The 18639-nt window shown below is 33.0% G+C and carries 12 protein-coding genes; 9 read left to right on the forward strand and 3 right to left on the reverse strand.

Annotation, left to right across the window (positions count from 1 at the left end):
- Nucleotides 1-50 precede the first annotated feature (50 nt).
- On the forward strand, nt 51-2078 hold the full coding sequence (locus GJV76_RS04680; protein ID WP_155091482.1) for a S8 family serine peptidase: 2028 nt from the start codon (nt 51-53) through the stop codon (nt 2076-2078).
- A gap of 72 nt (nt 2079-2150) precedes the next feature.
- Here the strand turns inward: GJV76_RS04680 and GJV76_RS04685 are convergent, their stop codons facing one another.
- The gene (locus GJV76_RS04685; RefSeq protein WP_208103218.1) at nt 2151-3608 is read right to left on the reverse strand and encodes an amino acid permease; all 1458 of its coding nucleotides are present in this window, start codon (nt 3606-3608) and stop codon (nt 2151-2153) included.
- A 561-nt stretch (nt 3609-4169) separates the two neighbouring features.
- Between GJV76_RS04685 and GJV76_RS04690 the strand changes: the two genes are divergently transcribed.
- From GJV76_RS04690 to acs, 6 genes are all read left to right on the forward strand, one after another.
- Nucleotides 4170-5780, forward strand: a complete 1611-nt coding sequence (locus GJV76_RS04690) for a CTP synthase (protein WP_155091483.1) — start codon at nt 4170-4172, stop codon at nt 5778-5780.
- A 69-nt stretch (nt 5781-5849) separates the two neighbouring features.
- Nucleotides 5850-7754 carry a membrane protein insertase YidC gene (gene yidC, locus GJV76_RS04695; protein WP_155091484.1) on the forward strand — a complete coding sequence of 635 codons (1905 nt, stop codon included), beginning with the start codon at nt 5850-5852 and terminating at the stop codon, nt 7752-7754.
- A gap of 56 nt (nt 7755-7810) precedes the next feature.
- Nucleotides 7811-8620, forward strand: a complete 810-nt coding sequence (gene proC / locus GJV76_RS04700; protein WP_155091485.1) for a pyrroline-5-carboxylate reductase — start codon at nt 7811-7813, stop codon at nt 8618-8620.
- Nucleotides 8621-8726: 106 nt separating this feature from the next.
- Nucleotides 8727-9944, forward strand: a complete 1218-nt coding sequence (gene mnmA, locus GJV76_RS04705) for a tRNA 2-thiouridine(34) synthase MnmA (protein WP_155091486.1) — start codon at nt 8727-8729, stop codon at nt 9942-9944.
- On the forward strand, nt 9944-10900 hold the full coding sequence (locus tag GJV76_RS04710; protein ID WP_258204735.1) for an NAD(P)H-dependent flavin oxidoreductase: 957 nt from the start codon (nt 9944-9946) through the stop codon (nt 10898-10900). The genes mnmA and GJV76_RS04710 overlap by 1 nt, the downstream gene beginning before the upstream one ends.
- A 134-nt stretch (nt 10901-11034) precedes the next feature.
- On the forward strand, nt 11035-12942 hold the full coding sequence (gene acs, locus GJV76_RS04715) for an acetate--CoA ligase (RefSeq protein WP_155091488.1): 1908 nt from the start codon (nt 11035-11037) through the stop codon (nt 12940-12942).
- Nucleotides 12943-13010: 68 nt separating this feature from the next.
- On the opposite strand, the gene GJV76_RS04720 is transcribed toward acs, so the two are convergent.
- Nucleotides 13011-13880: an EamA/RhaT family transporter gene (locus GJV76_RS04720; RefSeq protein ID WP_155091489.1), complete on the reverse strand. Its 870-nt coding sequence runs from the start codon at nt 13878-13880 to the stop codon at nt 13011-13013.
- Nucleotides 13881-14071: 191 nt separating this feature from the next.
- Here GJV76_RS04720 and GJV76_RS04725 point away from each other — a divergent pair, with 191 nt between their 5' ends.
- Nucleotides 14072-14740: an endonuclease III domain-containing protein gene (locus tag GJV76_RS04725; protein ID WP_155091490.1), complete on the forward strand. Its 669-nt coding sequence runs from the start codon at nt 14072-14074 to the stop codon at nt 14738-14740.
- A gap of 219 nt (nt 14741-14959) precedes the next feature.
- Here the strand turns inward: GJV76_RS04725 and GJV76_RS04730 are convergent, their stop codons facing one another.
- On the reverse strand, nt 14960-15547 hold the full coding sequence (locus GJV76_RS04730) for an RNA polymerase sigma factor (RefSeq protein ID WP_155091491.1): 588 nt from the start codon (nt 15545-15547) through the stop codon (nt 14960-14962).
- A gap of 252 nt (nt 15548-15799) precedes the next feature.
- On the opposite strand from GJV76_RS04730, the gene uvrA reads away from it, so the two are divergent.
- Nucleotides 15800-18625, forward strand: coding sequence for an excinuclease ABC subunit UvrA (uvrA, locus tag GJV76_RS04735; protein WP_155091492.1), 2826 nt, complete (start codon nt 15800-15802; stop codon nt 18623-18625).
- The last annotated feature ends 14 nt before the right edge of the window (nt 18626-18639 follow it).

Here is an 18639-nt window from a genome sequence, read left to right on the forward strand (position 1 = left end):
AGATGGCATATTGCTTGTGAGAACTGTAGTAACAGTAAAAACATGAAATTATGAAAAATCTAAACTTATTATCTGCTATTTTGCTATTTTGTTTTTTTAATATGCTTTTTTGTTATGGTCAGTCTGTTGATACCAAAAGGAATATAACTAAAAACTATGATCCCCAAGAAGCGGAGCTTGTTGCTAATTCCTTAAAAAGAAAGTCTAAGTATGCACGTACAAAAAAGCTGATAGCTATTTCTATTAATAAGCTTGACCCTTTCTTTATCAGTAGAAATGGAAGTTTTGCTGAATTAGTTTCAGTAGACGAATTTGGAAATCCAATTTATTATGAATCTACAAATTCTATCAATAGGGGTATTATTGGAATAGAATCTGTCCAACAAAAAGTATTTGAAGGCATTACTCTTTTAGGTCAGGATATGGAAATAGGCTTATGGGATGGGACTTTACCCTATAAGGAACACAGAGAATTTGAGAATATTCCAAATCGGATATTGTATAAAAATGCCTATCCGGATATCTTAGATAATCGCAATCAATTGTGGTCATATCAATACAGACAACAACATGCTACTCACATTGCTGGAACAATAGGAGCCTATGGAGTTAATCCTCAAAGTAAAGGGGTTGGAAGCGATTATATAATTCACGGTTATGATTGGTTAGATGATACCATTGAAATGCATTATGCCGCGCAGAATGGACTACTGGTTTCGAATCACTCTTATGGTTTAAGTTTCTTTAATTATTTCGGTAGTTTTATTTTAGATCCAAAAATAATTGGGGCATACTATGGACAAGCAAGTGATATTGATCGTATAACTTATGCTGCACCCAAGTATCAACCTGTGGTGTCTGCTGGAAATAATAGGGACGAGCATCGAAGAATTAACAAGAAAAATGGATTTGACATTCTTGTAAATAGAGCTGTTGCAAAGAATATAATCACAGTTGGGAATATTGACCGAGAGCTAAACAATGGTCAAATGGATATTGAGATAAGTAGTAGTTTCGGACCTACTAAGGATTTTAGAATCAAACCCGATATCGCTGCTCCTGGAACTAAAGTATATTCAAGTTTATCGCCCAATACAAAAGAGACTTTTGACAAAAAAGACAACCAAGTATATGGAGAACTTACAGGAACATCAATGGCTACTCCTCTTGTGGCTGCAACCATTGGCCTTTGGCAACAATGGTGTATCTTGAATACTAACAACGCTTATGATTCAGCTACAATGCGCGCTATTATGGCCAATAGTGCCACAAAGATGACACATTATAACGGAGAGTTACTTGCCCCAGGTCCTAATCCTATTTATGGATGGGGAATGATAAATGCTGCTAAAGGACTTGATATTTTAGAAAGATCCTATAGCGAAACAATTGTTATCGAAAGAACGCTAAACAACCAAGAAGAAAGCCTTATTTGGATAACAGGTAAGGATATTGTCAAAAACCTTAAAGCAACACTATCATGGACAGATCCTGCAGGAGAAGTAAGCATGAGTGACATATACTACGAAATATACAAGAACGCTTTAGTTAATGACCTGGATATGAGAATTGTTTCTGGTACTAAAGTTTATTCACCTTGGTACCTCAATAAGGATTTTAATAATCTAAAAGCACTTAAAGGAGATAATAACGTTGATAATATAGAGCAAATAGAAGAAGACTTATTACCTACTAAGACCTTCTTAGTTAGAATTACACATAAAGGCACCTTAGTTAATGACCAGCAAAGGTATTCATTAGTTGTAACAGCTGATACACCTTTAAAACTAACAAAAGTAACTTTCCCAATCGGTACAAAAGAAAGTAAAGCAAGTACAATAAAGCCTCTTCATTGGCCTAACCCTGTTGAAACTACGCTAAATATTCAAACTAACCTTGATACAGGCATTCATCAAGTATTAATTTACAACAATACTGGAAAATTAGTACTTAATCAAAACTTACAAGCTATCGATACAGTCTTACAGGTTGATTGTTCTCATTTAATAAAAGGCTCTTATATAGTTAAAGTTATCAATGAGATAGAAACAAAAGAATTCTTGATTATCAAGAAGTGATGTTTCAAAATTGGAAGTTATAAATAAACAAGGAATATAGAACAAAAGAGGCTGTCCATGGACAGCCTTTACTTATTTCTTAGATAAATCAACTTTACTTAATGGAACTATTTTCGTTTTGTATTTCAATTTATGATACAAATAGAAGAATAAGAAGAAAGGAATACCCATATAAGTAATAATAATTCCTTCAAGATCAAATACTCCTTCGAAAATAAGTTTAGAATCTTGCCCTATGATAACAAGTATACATAAGATCACTGCCAAGATAGGACCAAAGGGAAACCACTTAGCTTTGTATACAAGGTTATTTATATCTTTTCCTTGCTTCACATAAGCTCTGCGGAAACGGTAGTGACTAAGAGCAATACCAAGCCATGCAATAAACCCTGTTAATCCAGAGGCTGCTAATACATAATCTACCGCTTTGTCAAAATTAGCTTGCACTAAGAAGATTAGCAACACAACTAACGCTGTAGCACCAAGGGCCAAGATTGGTACTCCGTGTTTATTTGTTCCTTGAAAAGATTTATGAGCCATTCCGTCTTTTCCCATTGCATATAGCATACGAGTTGAAGCGTACATTCCCGAATTGCCTGCTGATAAAATAGAAGTAAGGATTACTGCATTCATCAAAGCGGCTGCAAAAGTCCAATGTGCCTTTTCAAATACCAATGTAAATGGCGATTTTGCAATCTCACTTACATCTGCTCCTAATAGTTGTGGGCTTGTATATGGGATTATCAAACCTATAACAAAGATGGCAAGAATATAGAAAATCAATATTCTCCAAAAGACTTGTTTGATTGCTTTAGGGATGTTCTTCTCCGGATCTTCAGATTCACCTGCTGTAATTCCAATTAGTTCAGTACCTTGAAAAGAGAATCCTGCGATTAAGAAAACACCTAATATGCTTAAAAATCTTCCTGAAAAGCCATCGCCTAATAAAGGAGCTTCTCCTAAAGTAAAATTCTTAAAGCCAATATATTCACCACCCATTATACCGAAGATTGTCAATAATCCGACTATTAAAAAGATAATAACGGTAACTACTTTAACAAAGGAAAACCAATATTCAGACTCACCATAAGCCTTTACTGATAACATATTTAATAATACGATTATACTAAAAAAGATTAGACTCCATCCCCAAGTAGGAATAAAGGTCATCGGTGCCCAATACGAAATAACAATGGCGGCGATAGATACATCAACAGCGACAGTAATAACCCAGTTGAACCAATAGTTCCAACCTAAAGCAAAACCAAGTGAAGGATCCACATACCTGGCTGCATATGTACTAAAAGAACCCGATACTGGTAGATAAGTTGCCATCTCACCTAAAGAGGTCATTAAAAAGTAAACCATTAGGCCAATAGCAGCATAAGCTATCAAAGCTCCACCAGGTCCTGCTGAACGTATAGCTTCGCCACTTGCCATAAATAAACCTGTACCTATACATCCTCCAATGGCTATCATTGAGAGGTGTCTTGCTTTTAATCCTCTTTTTACTGTATTATTAGTGCTCATTATTTAATTTGTTTGCGGGCAAAGTTAAATATTAAAAATTCAATATAACACATAAAATCATAAATATCATTTTGAAAACAAACCATATTATTATTCAAAACGCATATTTAAAGACAAATATCAAAATAGAAAGTAAATTATATTCTACATATTGACTATTAAAACAAAAATAGTTCGGCACGGTGGTGATAATACAGAATAATATTTGCTTTTAAGATTATCTTTAAAATAAACTTTTTTAACCTCTAATTATTAATAATAGAGAAGACACAACATCTCTTATCTGTATTTAAAACTCAATTTGACTTTTAATTCTATTGAATGAGTTCGATAAAAAGTGTGAATAAAATGATAAATTATTGACTTAATAGTATTCAAAGTCATTGAAACTCAAAGTTTATAAGTACTTTGCGTGTTTTAGTTGTATTTAAAAATAGCATTAACAATGCCTTTTATTATTGACTAAAGCTGTTTTTAGGTCTATTAAAATTAGAAGAATAGTTCTAAAAGTTGTATTTTTGCCCCGTTTTATTCTTAACAACACAACAAATTAAAATCTAAATGAAACAAACAAAGTATATTTTTGTTACTGGAGGAGTTACATCTTCACTAGGTAAAGGAATTATTGCAGCGTCCCTTGCTAAACTATTACAAGCGAGAGGGTATTCGGCTACTATTCAAAAGTTTGACCCATATATTAATGTTGATCCAGGAACACTTAATCCTTATGAACATGGGGAGTGCTTTGTTACAGATGATGGAGCTGAGACAGATTTAGATTTAGGGCATTATGAAAGATTCTTAAATGTACCTACATCACAGGCTAATAATGTTACAACAGGGCGTGTATATCTTTCTGTAATAGAGAAGGAGAGAAGAGGTGAGTTTTTAGGTAAGACTGTACAAGTAGTCCCTCATATTACAAATGAGATTAAAGAACGCATGCAGCTTTTAGGCAAATCAGGAGATTACGATATCGTAATTACTGAGATTGGTGGTACAGTAGGAGATATTGAATCGCTACCTTATATAGAGTCTGTACGTCAGTTATTATGGGAATTAGGAGACAATAATGCAATTGTTGTTCACTTGACATTAGTGCCTTATTTGGCTGCAGCTGGTGAACTTAAAACGAAACCAACTCAACACTCAGTAAAAACACTGATGGAAAGTGGTATTAAAGCAGATATTCTTGTTTGTCGTACTGAGCACAACTTAACTACAGAAATACGTCAAAAATTAGCACAATTTTGCAACGTAAAACCTGAAGCAGTTATCCAGTCTATTGATGCAGACACCATTTATGAAGTGCCAAACTTAATGCTTCAAGAAGGTTTAGATAAAGTAGCACTTAAGAAATTAGATCTACCTGAGAAGACTACACCTGATTTAATTAAGTGGAATGAGTTTTTACATAGATTAAAAAACCCAAAACACGTAGTAAATATTGGTTTAGTTGGTAAGTATGTTGAACTACAAGATTCATATAAGTCAATCTTAGAAGCTTTAGTACACGGTGGAGCAGAGAACCAAAGTAAAGTGAATATTATTTCTATTCAATCTGATAATATCAATGCTAATAATGTAAGTGAAAAGTTGAATAACTTAGATGCTGTATTAGTAGCACCTGGTTTTGGTTCAAGAGGAATTGAAGGAAAGATAGAGACAGTAAAATTTGTTAGAGAAAATAAAATACCTTTCTTGGGAATTTGTTTGGGAATGCAGATGGCTGTCATAGAATATGCTCGCAATGTATTAGGATTTGCTGGAGCAAATACTACAGAAGTGAATGAAAGTACTCAGTATCCAGTGATTACTTTTATGGAAGAACAAAAAAATATTACAGATAAAGGAGGTACAATGCGTCTTGGAGGATGGGATTGTAAATTAAAAGAAGATTCTAAAGTATTTAATATCTATGGTGAGAGTTTAATTAACGAACGTCACCGTCATAGATATGAATTTAATAACCAATACTTAGAAGAATTCGAAAAAGGTGGTATGACAGCAGCTGGATGGAATCCTGAAACAGGATTAGTAGAAGTTGTTGAGATAGAAAATCACCCGTTTTTTATTGGTGTACAATTTCACCCAGAATACAAAAGTACTGTGGCAAAACCACATCCTTTATTCGTTAGTTTTGTGAAAGCAGCAATTGAGAACAAGAAATAATATTCTACTCTTAATTCGCTCTTTAGATAGATAATTACAAAAATCATTTGATCAATTACAAATTAAGTAATGGAAGAAAAAAAATTAGATCGTAACAGTATTGTCGGCTTTATTATTATAGCTGGTTTGCTTATTTGGATGATGTTAAACAACATCAATAATGAGAAAGAATCTATTAAAAAAGATGCTGAAGTAGCTCAAAAAGAAGTTGTAGCAAAGGCAGAGTCTGAAAAAATTGAAACTGCTATTTCTACGCATACTCAAAGCGATTCATTAATGAATGAATCTCTTCGTGCAACATTAGGCCAATTTGCATACAGTGCTACGTTACCTTCTGCACAAGGCGGAAATACTGAACTTAAAAGTGAGTTCCTAACTCTTGTAGTAGAGAATAAAGGAGGAGCTTTAAGTAAAGTTATTGTTAATGACGAAAAGAGATTTAGTAAAACATCAGATGAGATTGTATCTCTAATTAGTGATAACAACTCTAATTTCAACTTAGAGATTCACACAACTGATAACAGAGTATTCAATACAAAAGATTTATACTTTGAACCAGAATTAACTAAAGAAGGAGAGAATCAAGTATTATCAATGAAATTAAAAGCATCTGATAATCAATTCTTAGAATATCGCTATGTGCTTAAACCAAGTGATTATATGATTGACTTCTCAATCCGTACTCAAGGTTTAAATAAGATAGTTGATTTAAGCAAGACTCCTCAATTAAACTGGGAATTGAAGTCATTTAGAAATGAGAAAAGTATCTCTTATGAAAATAGATATACCCGTTTATACTACGAGTATGAGAAAGGTAAAGACAATGACTTAAGTCCTACAAGTAAATTAGATGAGAAAACAGTTAAAGATTTAACTTATGTTGCTTACAAACAACACTTCTTTACTTCTGTATTATTAACAGATAAAGCATTTACTTCTGCTAATCTTGTTTCTAAAAATTTAGTAAATGACGAGAAGGTAGATACTGTGTTTACAAAAGCATTTGCTGCTACAATGCCTTTAGAGTATACTAATGGGGAATTAAACTATGATATGAACTGGTTCTTTGGACCATCTGATTACAAGATTTTAAAATCTTATGATAAAAATCTTGATAATATTGTTCCACTTGGTTGGGGGATCTTTGGATGGTTAAACCGTTTCTTATTTATTCCAGTATTTGGATTATTAAGTTCTTTCCTACCATATGGTATTGCAATTATTATTTTAACTGTTTTAGTAAGATTGCTAATTTCTCCATTGACATATAAATCGTATTTGTCTCAAGCTAAGATGAAAGCTATTCGCCCAGAAGTTACTGAGTTGAATGAGAAATACAAAAATGACCCAATGAAGAAACAGCAAGAGACAATGGCTTTGTATTCTAAAGCTGGTGTGAATCCAATGGCTGGATGTATCCCTGCTATATTACAGATTCCAATTTTCTATGCTTTATTCCAGTTCTTTCCGTCTGCATTTGATTTAAGACAGAAATCATTCTTGTGGGCAGATGACTTATCATCTTATGACTCGGTATTGCATTTACCATTTAGTATTCCTTTTTATGGTGACCACGTAAGTTTATTCCCATTATTGGCTTCGATTGCAATTTTTATTTATATGAAAATGACTACAGGAGATCAACAAATGGCTGCACCTACACAAGAAGGTATGCCTGATATGGGGAAATTAATGAAGGTGATGATTTATATTTCTCCAATTATGATGTTATTCTTCTTTAATAACTATGCATCTGGTTTGAGTTTATACTACTTTATTTCTAACTCTATTACAATTGGTATTATGTATGTAATTAAAAACCATATTGTAAAAGAAGACAAGATTAAAGCAATCATTGAAGACAATAAAACAAAAAAACGTCCAAAAGGAAGGTTCCAACGTAAAATGCAAGAGATGATGGAACAAGCTCAAGAACAGCAAAAATTAAAAGAGCAACAAAACAAAAAGAAATAATCAATTATATTTAATATTTTTAACACCTCTGATCAAATTCAGAGGTGTTTTTTTTTATGAAAATTGCAATTGTAGGAATGGGAAACATGGGCAGTACTTTTGCCAATGGTTTTATAAACTCAAGGTTTATTAACCCAACAGATGTATTGATTTATACACGTTCAAAAAAGGTTTTAGAGGATAATAGAAATATTCACAAACTATCTTATCGATATGAATTGGATAGTGGTATCGCTACTTGTGATATTGTAATTTTAGCAGTAAAACCCCAAGACTTTTCTACATTAGCTGATGATTTAAAAAAATTTATACATCAAGATCAGATTATAGTTTCGGTAATGGCTGGAGTCTCAATTGATCGCTTGAAAAAGGATTTACTGGTAACTAAAATAGTACGCTCGATGCCAAATCTGCCAACACAAATAGGAAAAGGAATGACTGTGTTTACTGCTTCAGAAGAGTTGGATAGAAAAGAGTTGTTCATTATACAAAATTTGATAAATACAACTGGTAAATCTGTTTATGTATTAGAAGAGCATAAAATAGATGCGGCAACTGCTATATCAGGTAGTGGTCCTGCTTATGTATTTTATTTTATGGAAGCAATGATACAAGCTGCAATTTCTTATGGTTTTGAACCTTCACAAGCCGAGTTATTAGTAAAACAAACCATATCAGGTGCTCTTGGTTTGTATGAGGCAAACTCGTTATCTACACAAGATTGGATTGCTAAAGTATCTTCTAAGGGAGGGACTACAGAGCAAGCAATTAAATATTTTAATGAAGAAGATATCTTACAAAAGTTAGTAGAAGGAGTTAATAGAGCAAAAGCACAGTCAGAGTTACTGGGCAAACAAACTAAGTAAGAAAAATAGATTTTATCTATAGTTAAATCATAATTATAAGATAAGATAAATTCAAAAGCTTTTTGTATTGCGGCATTTCTTGTAAATTTGCCACAATATTTTTATTATGAAGAAAAGAGTAGTAGTAGGTCTTTCGGGAGGTGTAGACTCAAGTGTCGCAGCTTATTTACTGAAAGAACAAGGGTATGAAGTTATTGGGCTCTTCATGAAAAACTGGCACGATGATTCTGTGACAATTTCTAATGAATGTCCATGGTTAGAAGATAGCAACGATGCTTTAATGGTCGCTGAGAAGCTTGGAATTCCATTCCAAACAGTAGACTTAAGTGAACAATATAAAGAGAAGATTGTAGATTATATGTTTAAGGAGTATGAGAATGGTCGTACCCCTAATCCAGACGTATTGTGTAATCGCGAGATTAAGTTTGATGTATTTATGAAAATTGCATTGAGCTTAGGAGCGGACTACGTAGCTACAGGTCATTATTGTCGTAAGGATGAACAAGTGATAACAAAAGATGATGGTACACAAGAGACAGTGTATAAATTATTAGCAGGAGTAGATCCTAATAAAGACCAATCTTATTTCTTATGTCAGTTATCACAAGAGCAATTAGCTAAGGCATTATTTCCTGTAGGGGAGTTGTTAAAGCCTGAGGTCAGAGAGATAGCAGCCAAGATGAATTTAATCACAGCTGATAAGAAAGATTCTCAAGGATTGTGTTTTATTGGAAAAGTGAGATTACCTGAGTTCTTGCAACAACAGTTGCAAAGAAAAGATGGTCTTATCTATGAAATAGCAAAGGATTCACCAATTTACAATAAAGAACAAGCAGAAGCTGAGGCTGTATCTCTAGAAGAGACGCTGTATAATGAAGCTAAATCTATTGTATATGCTCCTGAGATGGGTAAAAAAGTAGGAGAGCACTTTGGAGCTCACTTCTTTACTATCGGTCAACGTAAAGGGCTAAATGTAGGAGGAACAGCAGAACCCTTGTTTATTATAGGTACTGATGTGAAAGAGAATATCATTTATACTGGACAAGGAAGCGATCACCCAGGGTTGTTTCACAAGGCATTATTTGTAAAAGAATCGGAAATACATTGGATTAGAGAAGATCTGGCATTGCAAGAAGGAGAAACAATGTCTATATTAGCACGTATAAGATATCGCCAACCGTTGCAAAAAGCAACATTACACAAAGTGAAAGAGGGGATGTATGTGCGTTTTGACCAACCGCAATCTGCAATTACAGAAGGACAATTTGTATCTTGGCATATCGAAGACGAACTTATCGGTTCGGGTGTAATTTCGAAACTATAATCAACCAAAATACAATGAAGAATAAAATAGTAGAACTTTTTAATATCCAGTATCCTATTGTACAGGGGGGGATGATATGGAATAGTGGCTATAAATTGGCCAGTGCAGTGAGTAATGCAGGTGGTTTAGGACTTATAGGCGCGGGGTCTATGTATCCAGACGTATTGCGAGAGCATATTCAAAAGTGCAAGAAAGCTACAGATAAACCTTTTGGGGTAAATGTCCCTATGCTATATCCTAATATCCAGGAGATTATGGACATTATTGTAGAGGAAGGCGTGAAGATCGTTTTTACTTCTGCAGGTAATCCTAAAACGTGGACTTCTTTCTTAAAAGAGCATGGTATCACTGTGGTACACGTAGTTAGCTCCTCTAAATTTGCTTTAAAAGCACAAGAGGCCGGGGTGGACGCTGTAGTAGCAGAGGGCTTTGAGGCTGGAGGTCACAACGGTAGAGAAGAAACTACAACACTGACATTAATCCCAATGGTGCGAGAGAAGATTGATATCCCTTTAATTGCAGCAGGTGGAATAGCTACAGGTAGAGGAATGTTAGCTGCTATGATATTAGGTGCAGATGGAGTACAGATGGGAACGCGATTTATAGCATCCGAGGAGAGTTCTGCACATGACAACTTTAAGAATCTACTCTTAAATGTACAAGAGGGAGATACGACTTTAACTTTAAAAGAACTTGCTCCTGTACGCTTAATCAAGAATGAGTTTTATACAGGGTTACAAGAATTATATGCAAGATGTGCTACTGTTGAAGAATTAAAAGAATACTTAGGCAGAGCAAGAGCTAAAAAGGGAATGTTTGAAGGAGATTTAGTAGAAGGGGAGTTAGAAGTCGGACAGATCTCTGGATTAATTCACAAAATCGAACCTGTTGCTGATATTGTAAAGAATGTTATTGCAGAGTTTGAAATAGCCAAAAAAGAAGTAGCTCATTTTTAGTGAGAAATGAATAATAGAGAGTCATACAGTGTTTTTTATTAATAAAAACATTGTATGACTTTTTGCTATTTATTACTAAAATCATATATTTAGGAGCTTAAAAAAATATAACATAAAAAAATCACAACTAAAATATGAGTTATTATAAAATAGAGAATTTAGAACAATACTTTAAACACTATAAAAAATCCGTACGAGAACCTCGTAAATTTTGGGGTAAAATAGCAGAAGAAAACTTTGTTTGGTATCAAGTATGGGACAAAGTATTTGAGTTCGATATGGAAGAATCAAAATTTCAATGGTTTGTCAATGGTAAGCTAAATATTGTCAAAAACTGTATTGATCGTCATTTAGCAAAAAGAGGTGAGAAGCCAGCGATACTATTCGAACCTAATAATCCAGAAGAACAATCTGAAACGATCACCTATAATGACTTATATAATAGAGTGTGTAAAATGGCCAATGTTCTAAAAGAACAAGGAGTTAAAAAGGGAGATAGAGTATGTATCTATTTGCCGATGATTCCAGAGTTGGCAATCTCTATGTTAGCCTGTGCTCGTATTGGGGCTATACACAGTGTTATATTTGCAGGATTTTCTTCTTCTGCTGTATCTAAGCGTATTAACGACGCTGAATGTAAATTCGTAATCACCTCAGATGGAAGCTACAGAGGTAGTAAAACGATACCTTTAAAACCAATTATAGACGAAGCCTTAGAATCTTGTCCAGGTGTAGAGAAAGTTCTTTTAGTAAAAAGAACCGGAGCTGAAATAGCTTTTAAAGAGGGTAGAGATATGTGGTTGGCACCACTTTTAGAAGAAGCATCAATTAATCACGTTGCACAAGTAATGGATGCAGAAGATCCTTTGTTCATTCTTTACACTTCTGGATCTACAGGATCGCCTAAAGGCATGGTACACACTACAGCAGGATATATGGTACAAACTGCTTATTCATTTAAAAACATCTTTGATTACAAAGATGAGGATATATTTTGGTGTACAGCAGACTGTGGGTGGATTACAGGACATTCATATATAATCTATGGACCATTGCTAAACGGTGCAACAACAGTGATGTTTGAAGGAGTTCCTTCTTACCCAACTCCAAGTAGATTCTGGGATATTATAGACAAATATAAAGTAACCCAGTTCTATACAGCACCTACGGCTATTCGTTCATTAATGACAGAAGATTACAGTTATGTAAATTCTCATGATCTTTCAAGTCTTAGAGTTATAGGTTCAGTAGGAGAACCAATTAACGAGGAAGCTTGGCACTGGTATAATGACCATGTAGGAAAGAAAAGATGTCCTATTGTAGATACGTGGTGGCAAACAGAGACAGGAAGTATCTTAGTATCTCCACTGCCATTTATTACACCTACAAAACCTACCTATGCAACTTTGCCACTACCTGGTATACAAGCAGTGTTAATGGATGAGAAAAGAAATGAGATTGAAGATAATCAAGTGGATGGCTCGTTGTGTATTAAATTTCCATGGCCTTCGATGGCACGTACTATTTGGGGAGATCACGAAAGATATAAAGAAACTTACTTTAGTAAATTCCCTGGAAAGTACTTCACAGGTGATGGTGCATTAAGAGATGAAGTTGGATATTACAGAATCACTGGACGTGCTGATGATGTTGTTATTGTATCTGGTCACAACTTAGGTACAGCACCAATTGAAGATGCAATTAATGAACATCCAGCTGTTGCAGAAAGTGCTGTAGTAGGATATAAACATGATATAAAAGGAAATGCTCTTTATGGATTCATCACTTTAAAAGTAGAAGGGGAGACCAGAGATAGAGAGAATTTAACAAGAGAAATTAATCAGTATATCTCAAGTCACATTGGACCTATTGCTAAATTAGATAAAATCCAATTTGTAGAGAGTTTACCTAAAACGCGTTCGGGTAAGATTATGAGAAGAATACTTCGTTCTATTTCTAATGGAGAAACTAAAGAATTTGGAGATGTATCAACATTAATTAATCCAGAAGTTATTCAAAAAATAATAGATAGTAAAAAGTAAATATAAAAAAGCCCTAAGTAATGAACTTAGGGCTTTTTTATGATAATTAAACTCAAACATTAATTCAATTAGATCAAAATAACTAATATTGATACGATTACCAATGCTAAACCTATGAGGTTTTGCTTTGATAGTTTTTCTTTAAACCCAAAATAACCTATTAGCGTTCCCAGTATAATTACTCCAAAGTTCATCCCTGCAAAAACAGTAGTAGGACTTTGAGCGAAAACTTGATGTGCTTTCATATAGAACAAGATATTGATAAAATTGAGTACTCCCAATAAAATACCGTATACTAATGTATTCTTATTCACTGTAAACAAAGAATTTCTTTTGTAAATAGTAATAATAAAATAATAAAGTAAAGTGAGTATTAACGCGCTAAAGAAGACATAAAACAAAGAACTTGTATAAGGAACTTCACTATAAAGTGCTAACTGCTTAAATAAAATATCAATTACTCCAAATCCTATAAAAGTTAATAGAGGAAAAATAATATTCTTTTTATTTTCTGACAATGTTTCAGAAACCGAATTAGGTCTTTGCAATATTAAGTAAACAGAAGCCAATCCTATAAATAAAGCAATATAGCGCTGGGTAGAAATCTGTTCTTTAAAAATAAAAATTGCTGCAAGAATTGGTATAAACAATGACATTCTTTGAGCTATATCAGTTCGTATTATACCAGAATAAAAAATAGATAAGTATTGAACTACAAAAATAGTTGGCAATAATAAACCTAAAAGAATAATAGTTAAAATTGGTAGATTTAAAGAAAGCTGATTAAGTTCTACATTAAAATTAAAATATGATAGCAAGACAGTTATAATATAATTTAGTAAAACCATTTGCATTATATTTGCATTTGTCTTCTTGCTGAATTTGAATAAGATACCTACAGAAACACTTCCTAAGATACTCAATATTAGGTATAACATGAGTTTTTAAATTAAATTCATCAAATTTAGCATTATTCATTACAAATTATACCATAATCTACCTGTTAAAATTAAATTGCAATTATTACGATAATACATATTATGTAAAATAGACTTTTGAGAATACTCCTGACTTCAACTTCTTTCATTTAAAAATATTAAATATCTTAGCAACTTAAAGCTTTTAAACTATGACTAAAAAAGAAAAAGTTCAATTCGTTATTGATACTTTAGATGCTATATATCCTGAAATCCCTGTACCATTAGATCACAAAGACCCGTATACTCTTTTAATTGCTGTATTACTATCTGCACAATGTACTGACGAACGCGTAAACAAGATAACACCAATATTATTTGCAAAAGCTGATAATCCTTTTGATATGATTAAATTATCAGTTGAAGAGATTAAAGAAATTATCCGTCCTTGCGGTCTATCTCCTATGAAATCCAAAGGAATTTATGGATTGTCAAGAATCTTAGTAGAAAAATACGATGGACAGGTACCTGCAGATATGGAAGCATTAGAAGCATTGCCAGCTGTAGGACATAAAACAGCAAGTGTTGTAATGTCACAAGCTTTTAATATACCAGCCTTCCCTGTAGATACTCATATCCATAGACTTATGTATAGATGGAATTTCTCAAACGGAAAAAGTGTACAGCAAACCGAAAAAGATGCTAAGAGATTATTTCCTAAAGACAAATGGAACAGACTACATCTACAGCTTGTTTGGTATGGTCGTCAATATAGTCCTGCCCGTGCATGGAACCTTGAAATAGATATAATTACAAGTGTTATAGGTAGAAAAACGGTGATTAACGATTACTACAAAAAGAAAGCACCTAAGAAAAAATAATCTTAGGTGCTTTTTGTTTAATTTCTATTGTTAATAATTAAACAATTTGTTTTAATGCCATTTAAACTTAAGTTATTAAGACTTTTTGAATAGTTGAGTATAAAATCAATTGTCTTTTGTTTCGGCATTAAAACATCTTGTTTTCTTGAATAGTAGATGTTTTTCATAAGCGAAAATGTTTTATTGTTTATATACTAAACGATAAAACTCATCACTTTATTATTGTTCACTCAAAATAATATTATTCTCATTGATTAACTTTCTCAAATTGAGCAATGCATATCGCATTCGACCTAAAGCAGTATTAATACTAACATCAGTCTGTTCTGCAATTTCTTTGAAGCTTAAATCTTGATAAATTCTCATAAAAACAACTTGTCTTTGATCTTCAGGTAATTCATCGATTAAAGAGCTCAAATCTTTTTCAATTTGTTCTTTTATTAAAACACTTTCAATCGTATCGCCTTCATCTCTAATCATTGAAAAGTAAGAAAACTCATCTGTGTCATTGACAACTTGAGACCTCTTCTCTCTCCTATAATGGTCCATGACAAGATTATGAGCAATTCGAATTACCCAAGGAAGGAATTTACCTTCTTCGTTATATCTTCCTGATTTAAAAGTATGGATGACTTTAATAAAAGTATCTTGAAAGATATCATCTGCAAGTTCAGAGTTTGATACTTTTGAAAAAATGAAACCATATAATTTCGCTTGGTGTCTTTTAATAAGTACTTCCAAAGCATTCTCCGCGCCGTCAACATATAACTTTATAAGTTTAGCGTCTGGCATTTCACTGTATACCATAACAATTTCTTTTAATAGCAATATTTATATTTCTAATCTAAAAGTAATTATGTTTAATAGGCACTGATTGTTTATGATTTCAAAGCAAATATAGAAAAATTTTGTTAAAAAAAATAAAAATAGTTTAAATTTTAATCTTGTAGAAACTATACCTATATAAAAGTACTATTATTTGCTAAATTTCTTCTTCTACTCTACTTTAAATAGTGTAAAGAATCATTTATCTTTGTATTTCTAACTTTCAAAAGTATAATGAAGAATATACAAAAAGATCTTTCATTAGTAGATCCTAAAAAAAATATAATCATAAAAGGAGCACAACTTCACAATTTAAAGAATATTGATGTTGTTATCCCAAGAAACAAATTTGTTGTTATAACAGGATTATCTGGTTCTGGAAAATCGAGTTTAGCTTTTGATACTTTATATGCTGAAGGACAGCGACGTTACGTTGAAAGTCTTTCTTCTTATGCAAGACAATTTCTTGGCCGTATAGATAAACCTAAAGTTGAGTATATCAAGGGGATTGCACCTGCTATTGCAATTGAACAGAAAGTGAATACCACTAATGCAAGGTCCACTGTAGGAACATCCACAGAGATTTATGATTACATGAAATTGCTCTATGCTCGCGTTGGTAAGACCTACTCTCCTATCTCAAATCAACTTGTAAAAAAAGATACAGTTACAGATGTATTAGACTATATCAAAACATTTGAATTAGAAGCTAAGCTATTGTTATTAGCTCCTATTAAGCTTGAGAACGATAGGCTTTTAAGTGAGCATCTAAATATTTTATTACAACAGGGATACGCCCGTATTTTAGTTGATAATAAAATGAATAGATTAGATCAGTTTCTTCAAGATAATTCAGCAGAGAATATTGATCAAACAGCTATTGAAAAAGTCTTTTTAATTGTTGACCGTCTTGTAGTTAAAGAAGATGAAGAGTTTTTTAATCGATTAGGTGATTCTGTAGAATCTGCTTTTTTTGAAGGAAAAGGCGAATGTTTTTTACAAGATTTGTCAAATCAGAAAACACAACACTTTTCTAATCGATTTGAATTAGATGGCATCACTTTCTTAGAACCTAATATTCACTTATTTAGTTTCAATAACCCTTATGGTGCTTGTCCTTCTTGTGATGGATATGGCAATATTATTGGAATAGATGAGGAATTAGTTGTGCCGAACACTGTTTTGTCAGTTTATGAGAATGCTATATTTCCTTGGAGAGGGGAATCGATGGGCTGGTACAAAGATCAATTAGTGAACAACGCTTATAAGTTTGACTTTCCTATACACAAACCTTATTTTGAATTGAGTGAAGAACAAAAACAGTTAATTTGGAATGGGAATGAATTTTTTACTGGATTAAACGATTTCTTTACTGAATTAGAAGAAAAGAATTATAAGATTCAAAATAGAGTACTATTATCACGTTATAGAGGGAAAACAAAATGTCCTCACTGTAAAGGCAAAAGGCTTAGAAAAGAAGCTAATTACGTTAAAGTTGGGCAAAAGACCATATCAGAATTAGTAGATCTGCCTATAAAGCAATTAATACCTTTCTTTAAACAATTAGAATTAAATGCTTATGATGCTCAAGTTGCCAGTCGTTTACTATTGGAAATAAATAATAGACTTGGGTTTTTAAGTAATGTAGGATTAGAATATCTAACCCTAAATAGAAACTCAGCTTCTTTATCAGGTGGAGAATCACAGAGAATTAATTTGGCCACTTCACTGGGAAGTAGTCTTGTTGGTTCAATGTACATTTTAGATGAGCCAAGTATTGGCTTGCATCCAAAGGATACAGAAAAACTTATCGACGTTTTAGAAAACTTAAAAAAACTGGGAAATACTGTAATTGTTGTTGAACACGATGAAGATATAATGAAAGCTTCAGATGAAATTATAGATATTGGCCCCGAAGCTGGTACACACGGAGGGCAACTTGTTGCTCAAGGTGATTATAATTCCCTCTTAAGTTCTGAGGATTCCTTAACTGCAAAGTACTTAAGTGGAAGGTTATCTATTCCTATACCTCTAAAAAGGAAAAAGTATAAGTATTTCATCGAAGTTGTTGGAGCAAGAGAAAATAACTTAAAGAATATTGATGTTACTTTTCCATTAGAGTGTTTGACTATAATCACAGGAGTTTCTGGCTCAGGTAAATCAACTTTAGTTAAGAAAATCTTATTCCCTGCCCTTCAGAAAAAGCTGACTGGAATGAGTGATAAACCTGGACAATTTACTGAGTTAAAAGGAGATTTTTCAAATATAAAAGCAGTTGAATATGTCGACCAAAATCCTATTGGTAGAAGTTCTCGATCTAATCCTGTTACCTATATCAAGGCCTATGACGATATACGAGATTTGTTTTCAAAACAACAATTATCTAAATTAAGAGGTTATCAACCTAAGCATTTTTCTTTTAATGTTGACGGTGGTCGCTGTGAAACTTGTAAAGGAGAAGGAACTGTTACAGTTGAAATGCAATTCATGGCTGATGTTCACTTAGATTGTGAAACATGTCATGGCAAGCGTTTCAAAAAGGAAATCTTAGAAGTAAACTTTGAAGGCAAAAATATAGACGATATATTAACGATGACAATTGACGATGCAGTTGCCTTCTTCGACTTGCACAAGCAAAGCAAGATTACGACTAAACTAAAGACTTTACAAGATGTAGGATTGGGCTATGTTCAACTTGGTCAATCTTCGTCAACCCTATCTGGGGGTGAAGCACAGCGAATCAAATTAGCTTCTTTCCTCTTAGCTGGTACTACACGAGAAAAAATGTTATTTGTATTTGATGAACCGACAACAGGACTTCATTTTCACGACATTAGAAAACTATTAAATTCATTTAATGCTCTAATAGATAAAGGACACTCTATCATTGTGATTGAACACAATCTGGATATGATTAAATGTGCTGATTACATTATCGATATAGGACCTGAAGGCGGTGATAATGGCGGTAATTTAGTTGCTTTTGGAGCTCCCGAAGATATTGCCAAAAATAAGGAATCTATAACAGGTAAATACCTTGCTGAAAAGCTTAAAGCATAAAGATAAAAAAAGAG

Origin of the sequence: Myroides albus, from assembly GCF_009711045.1 — a bacterium.
GTDB lineage: Bacteria > Bacteroidota > Bacteroidia > Flavobacteriales > Flavobacteriaceae > Flavobacterium > Flavobacterium album_A.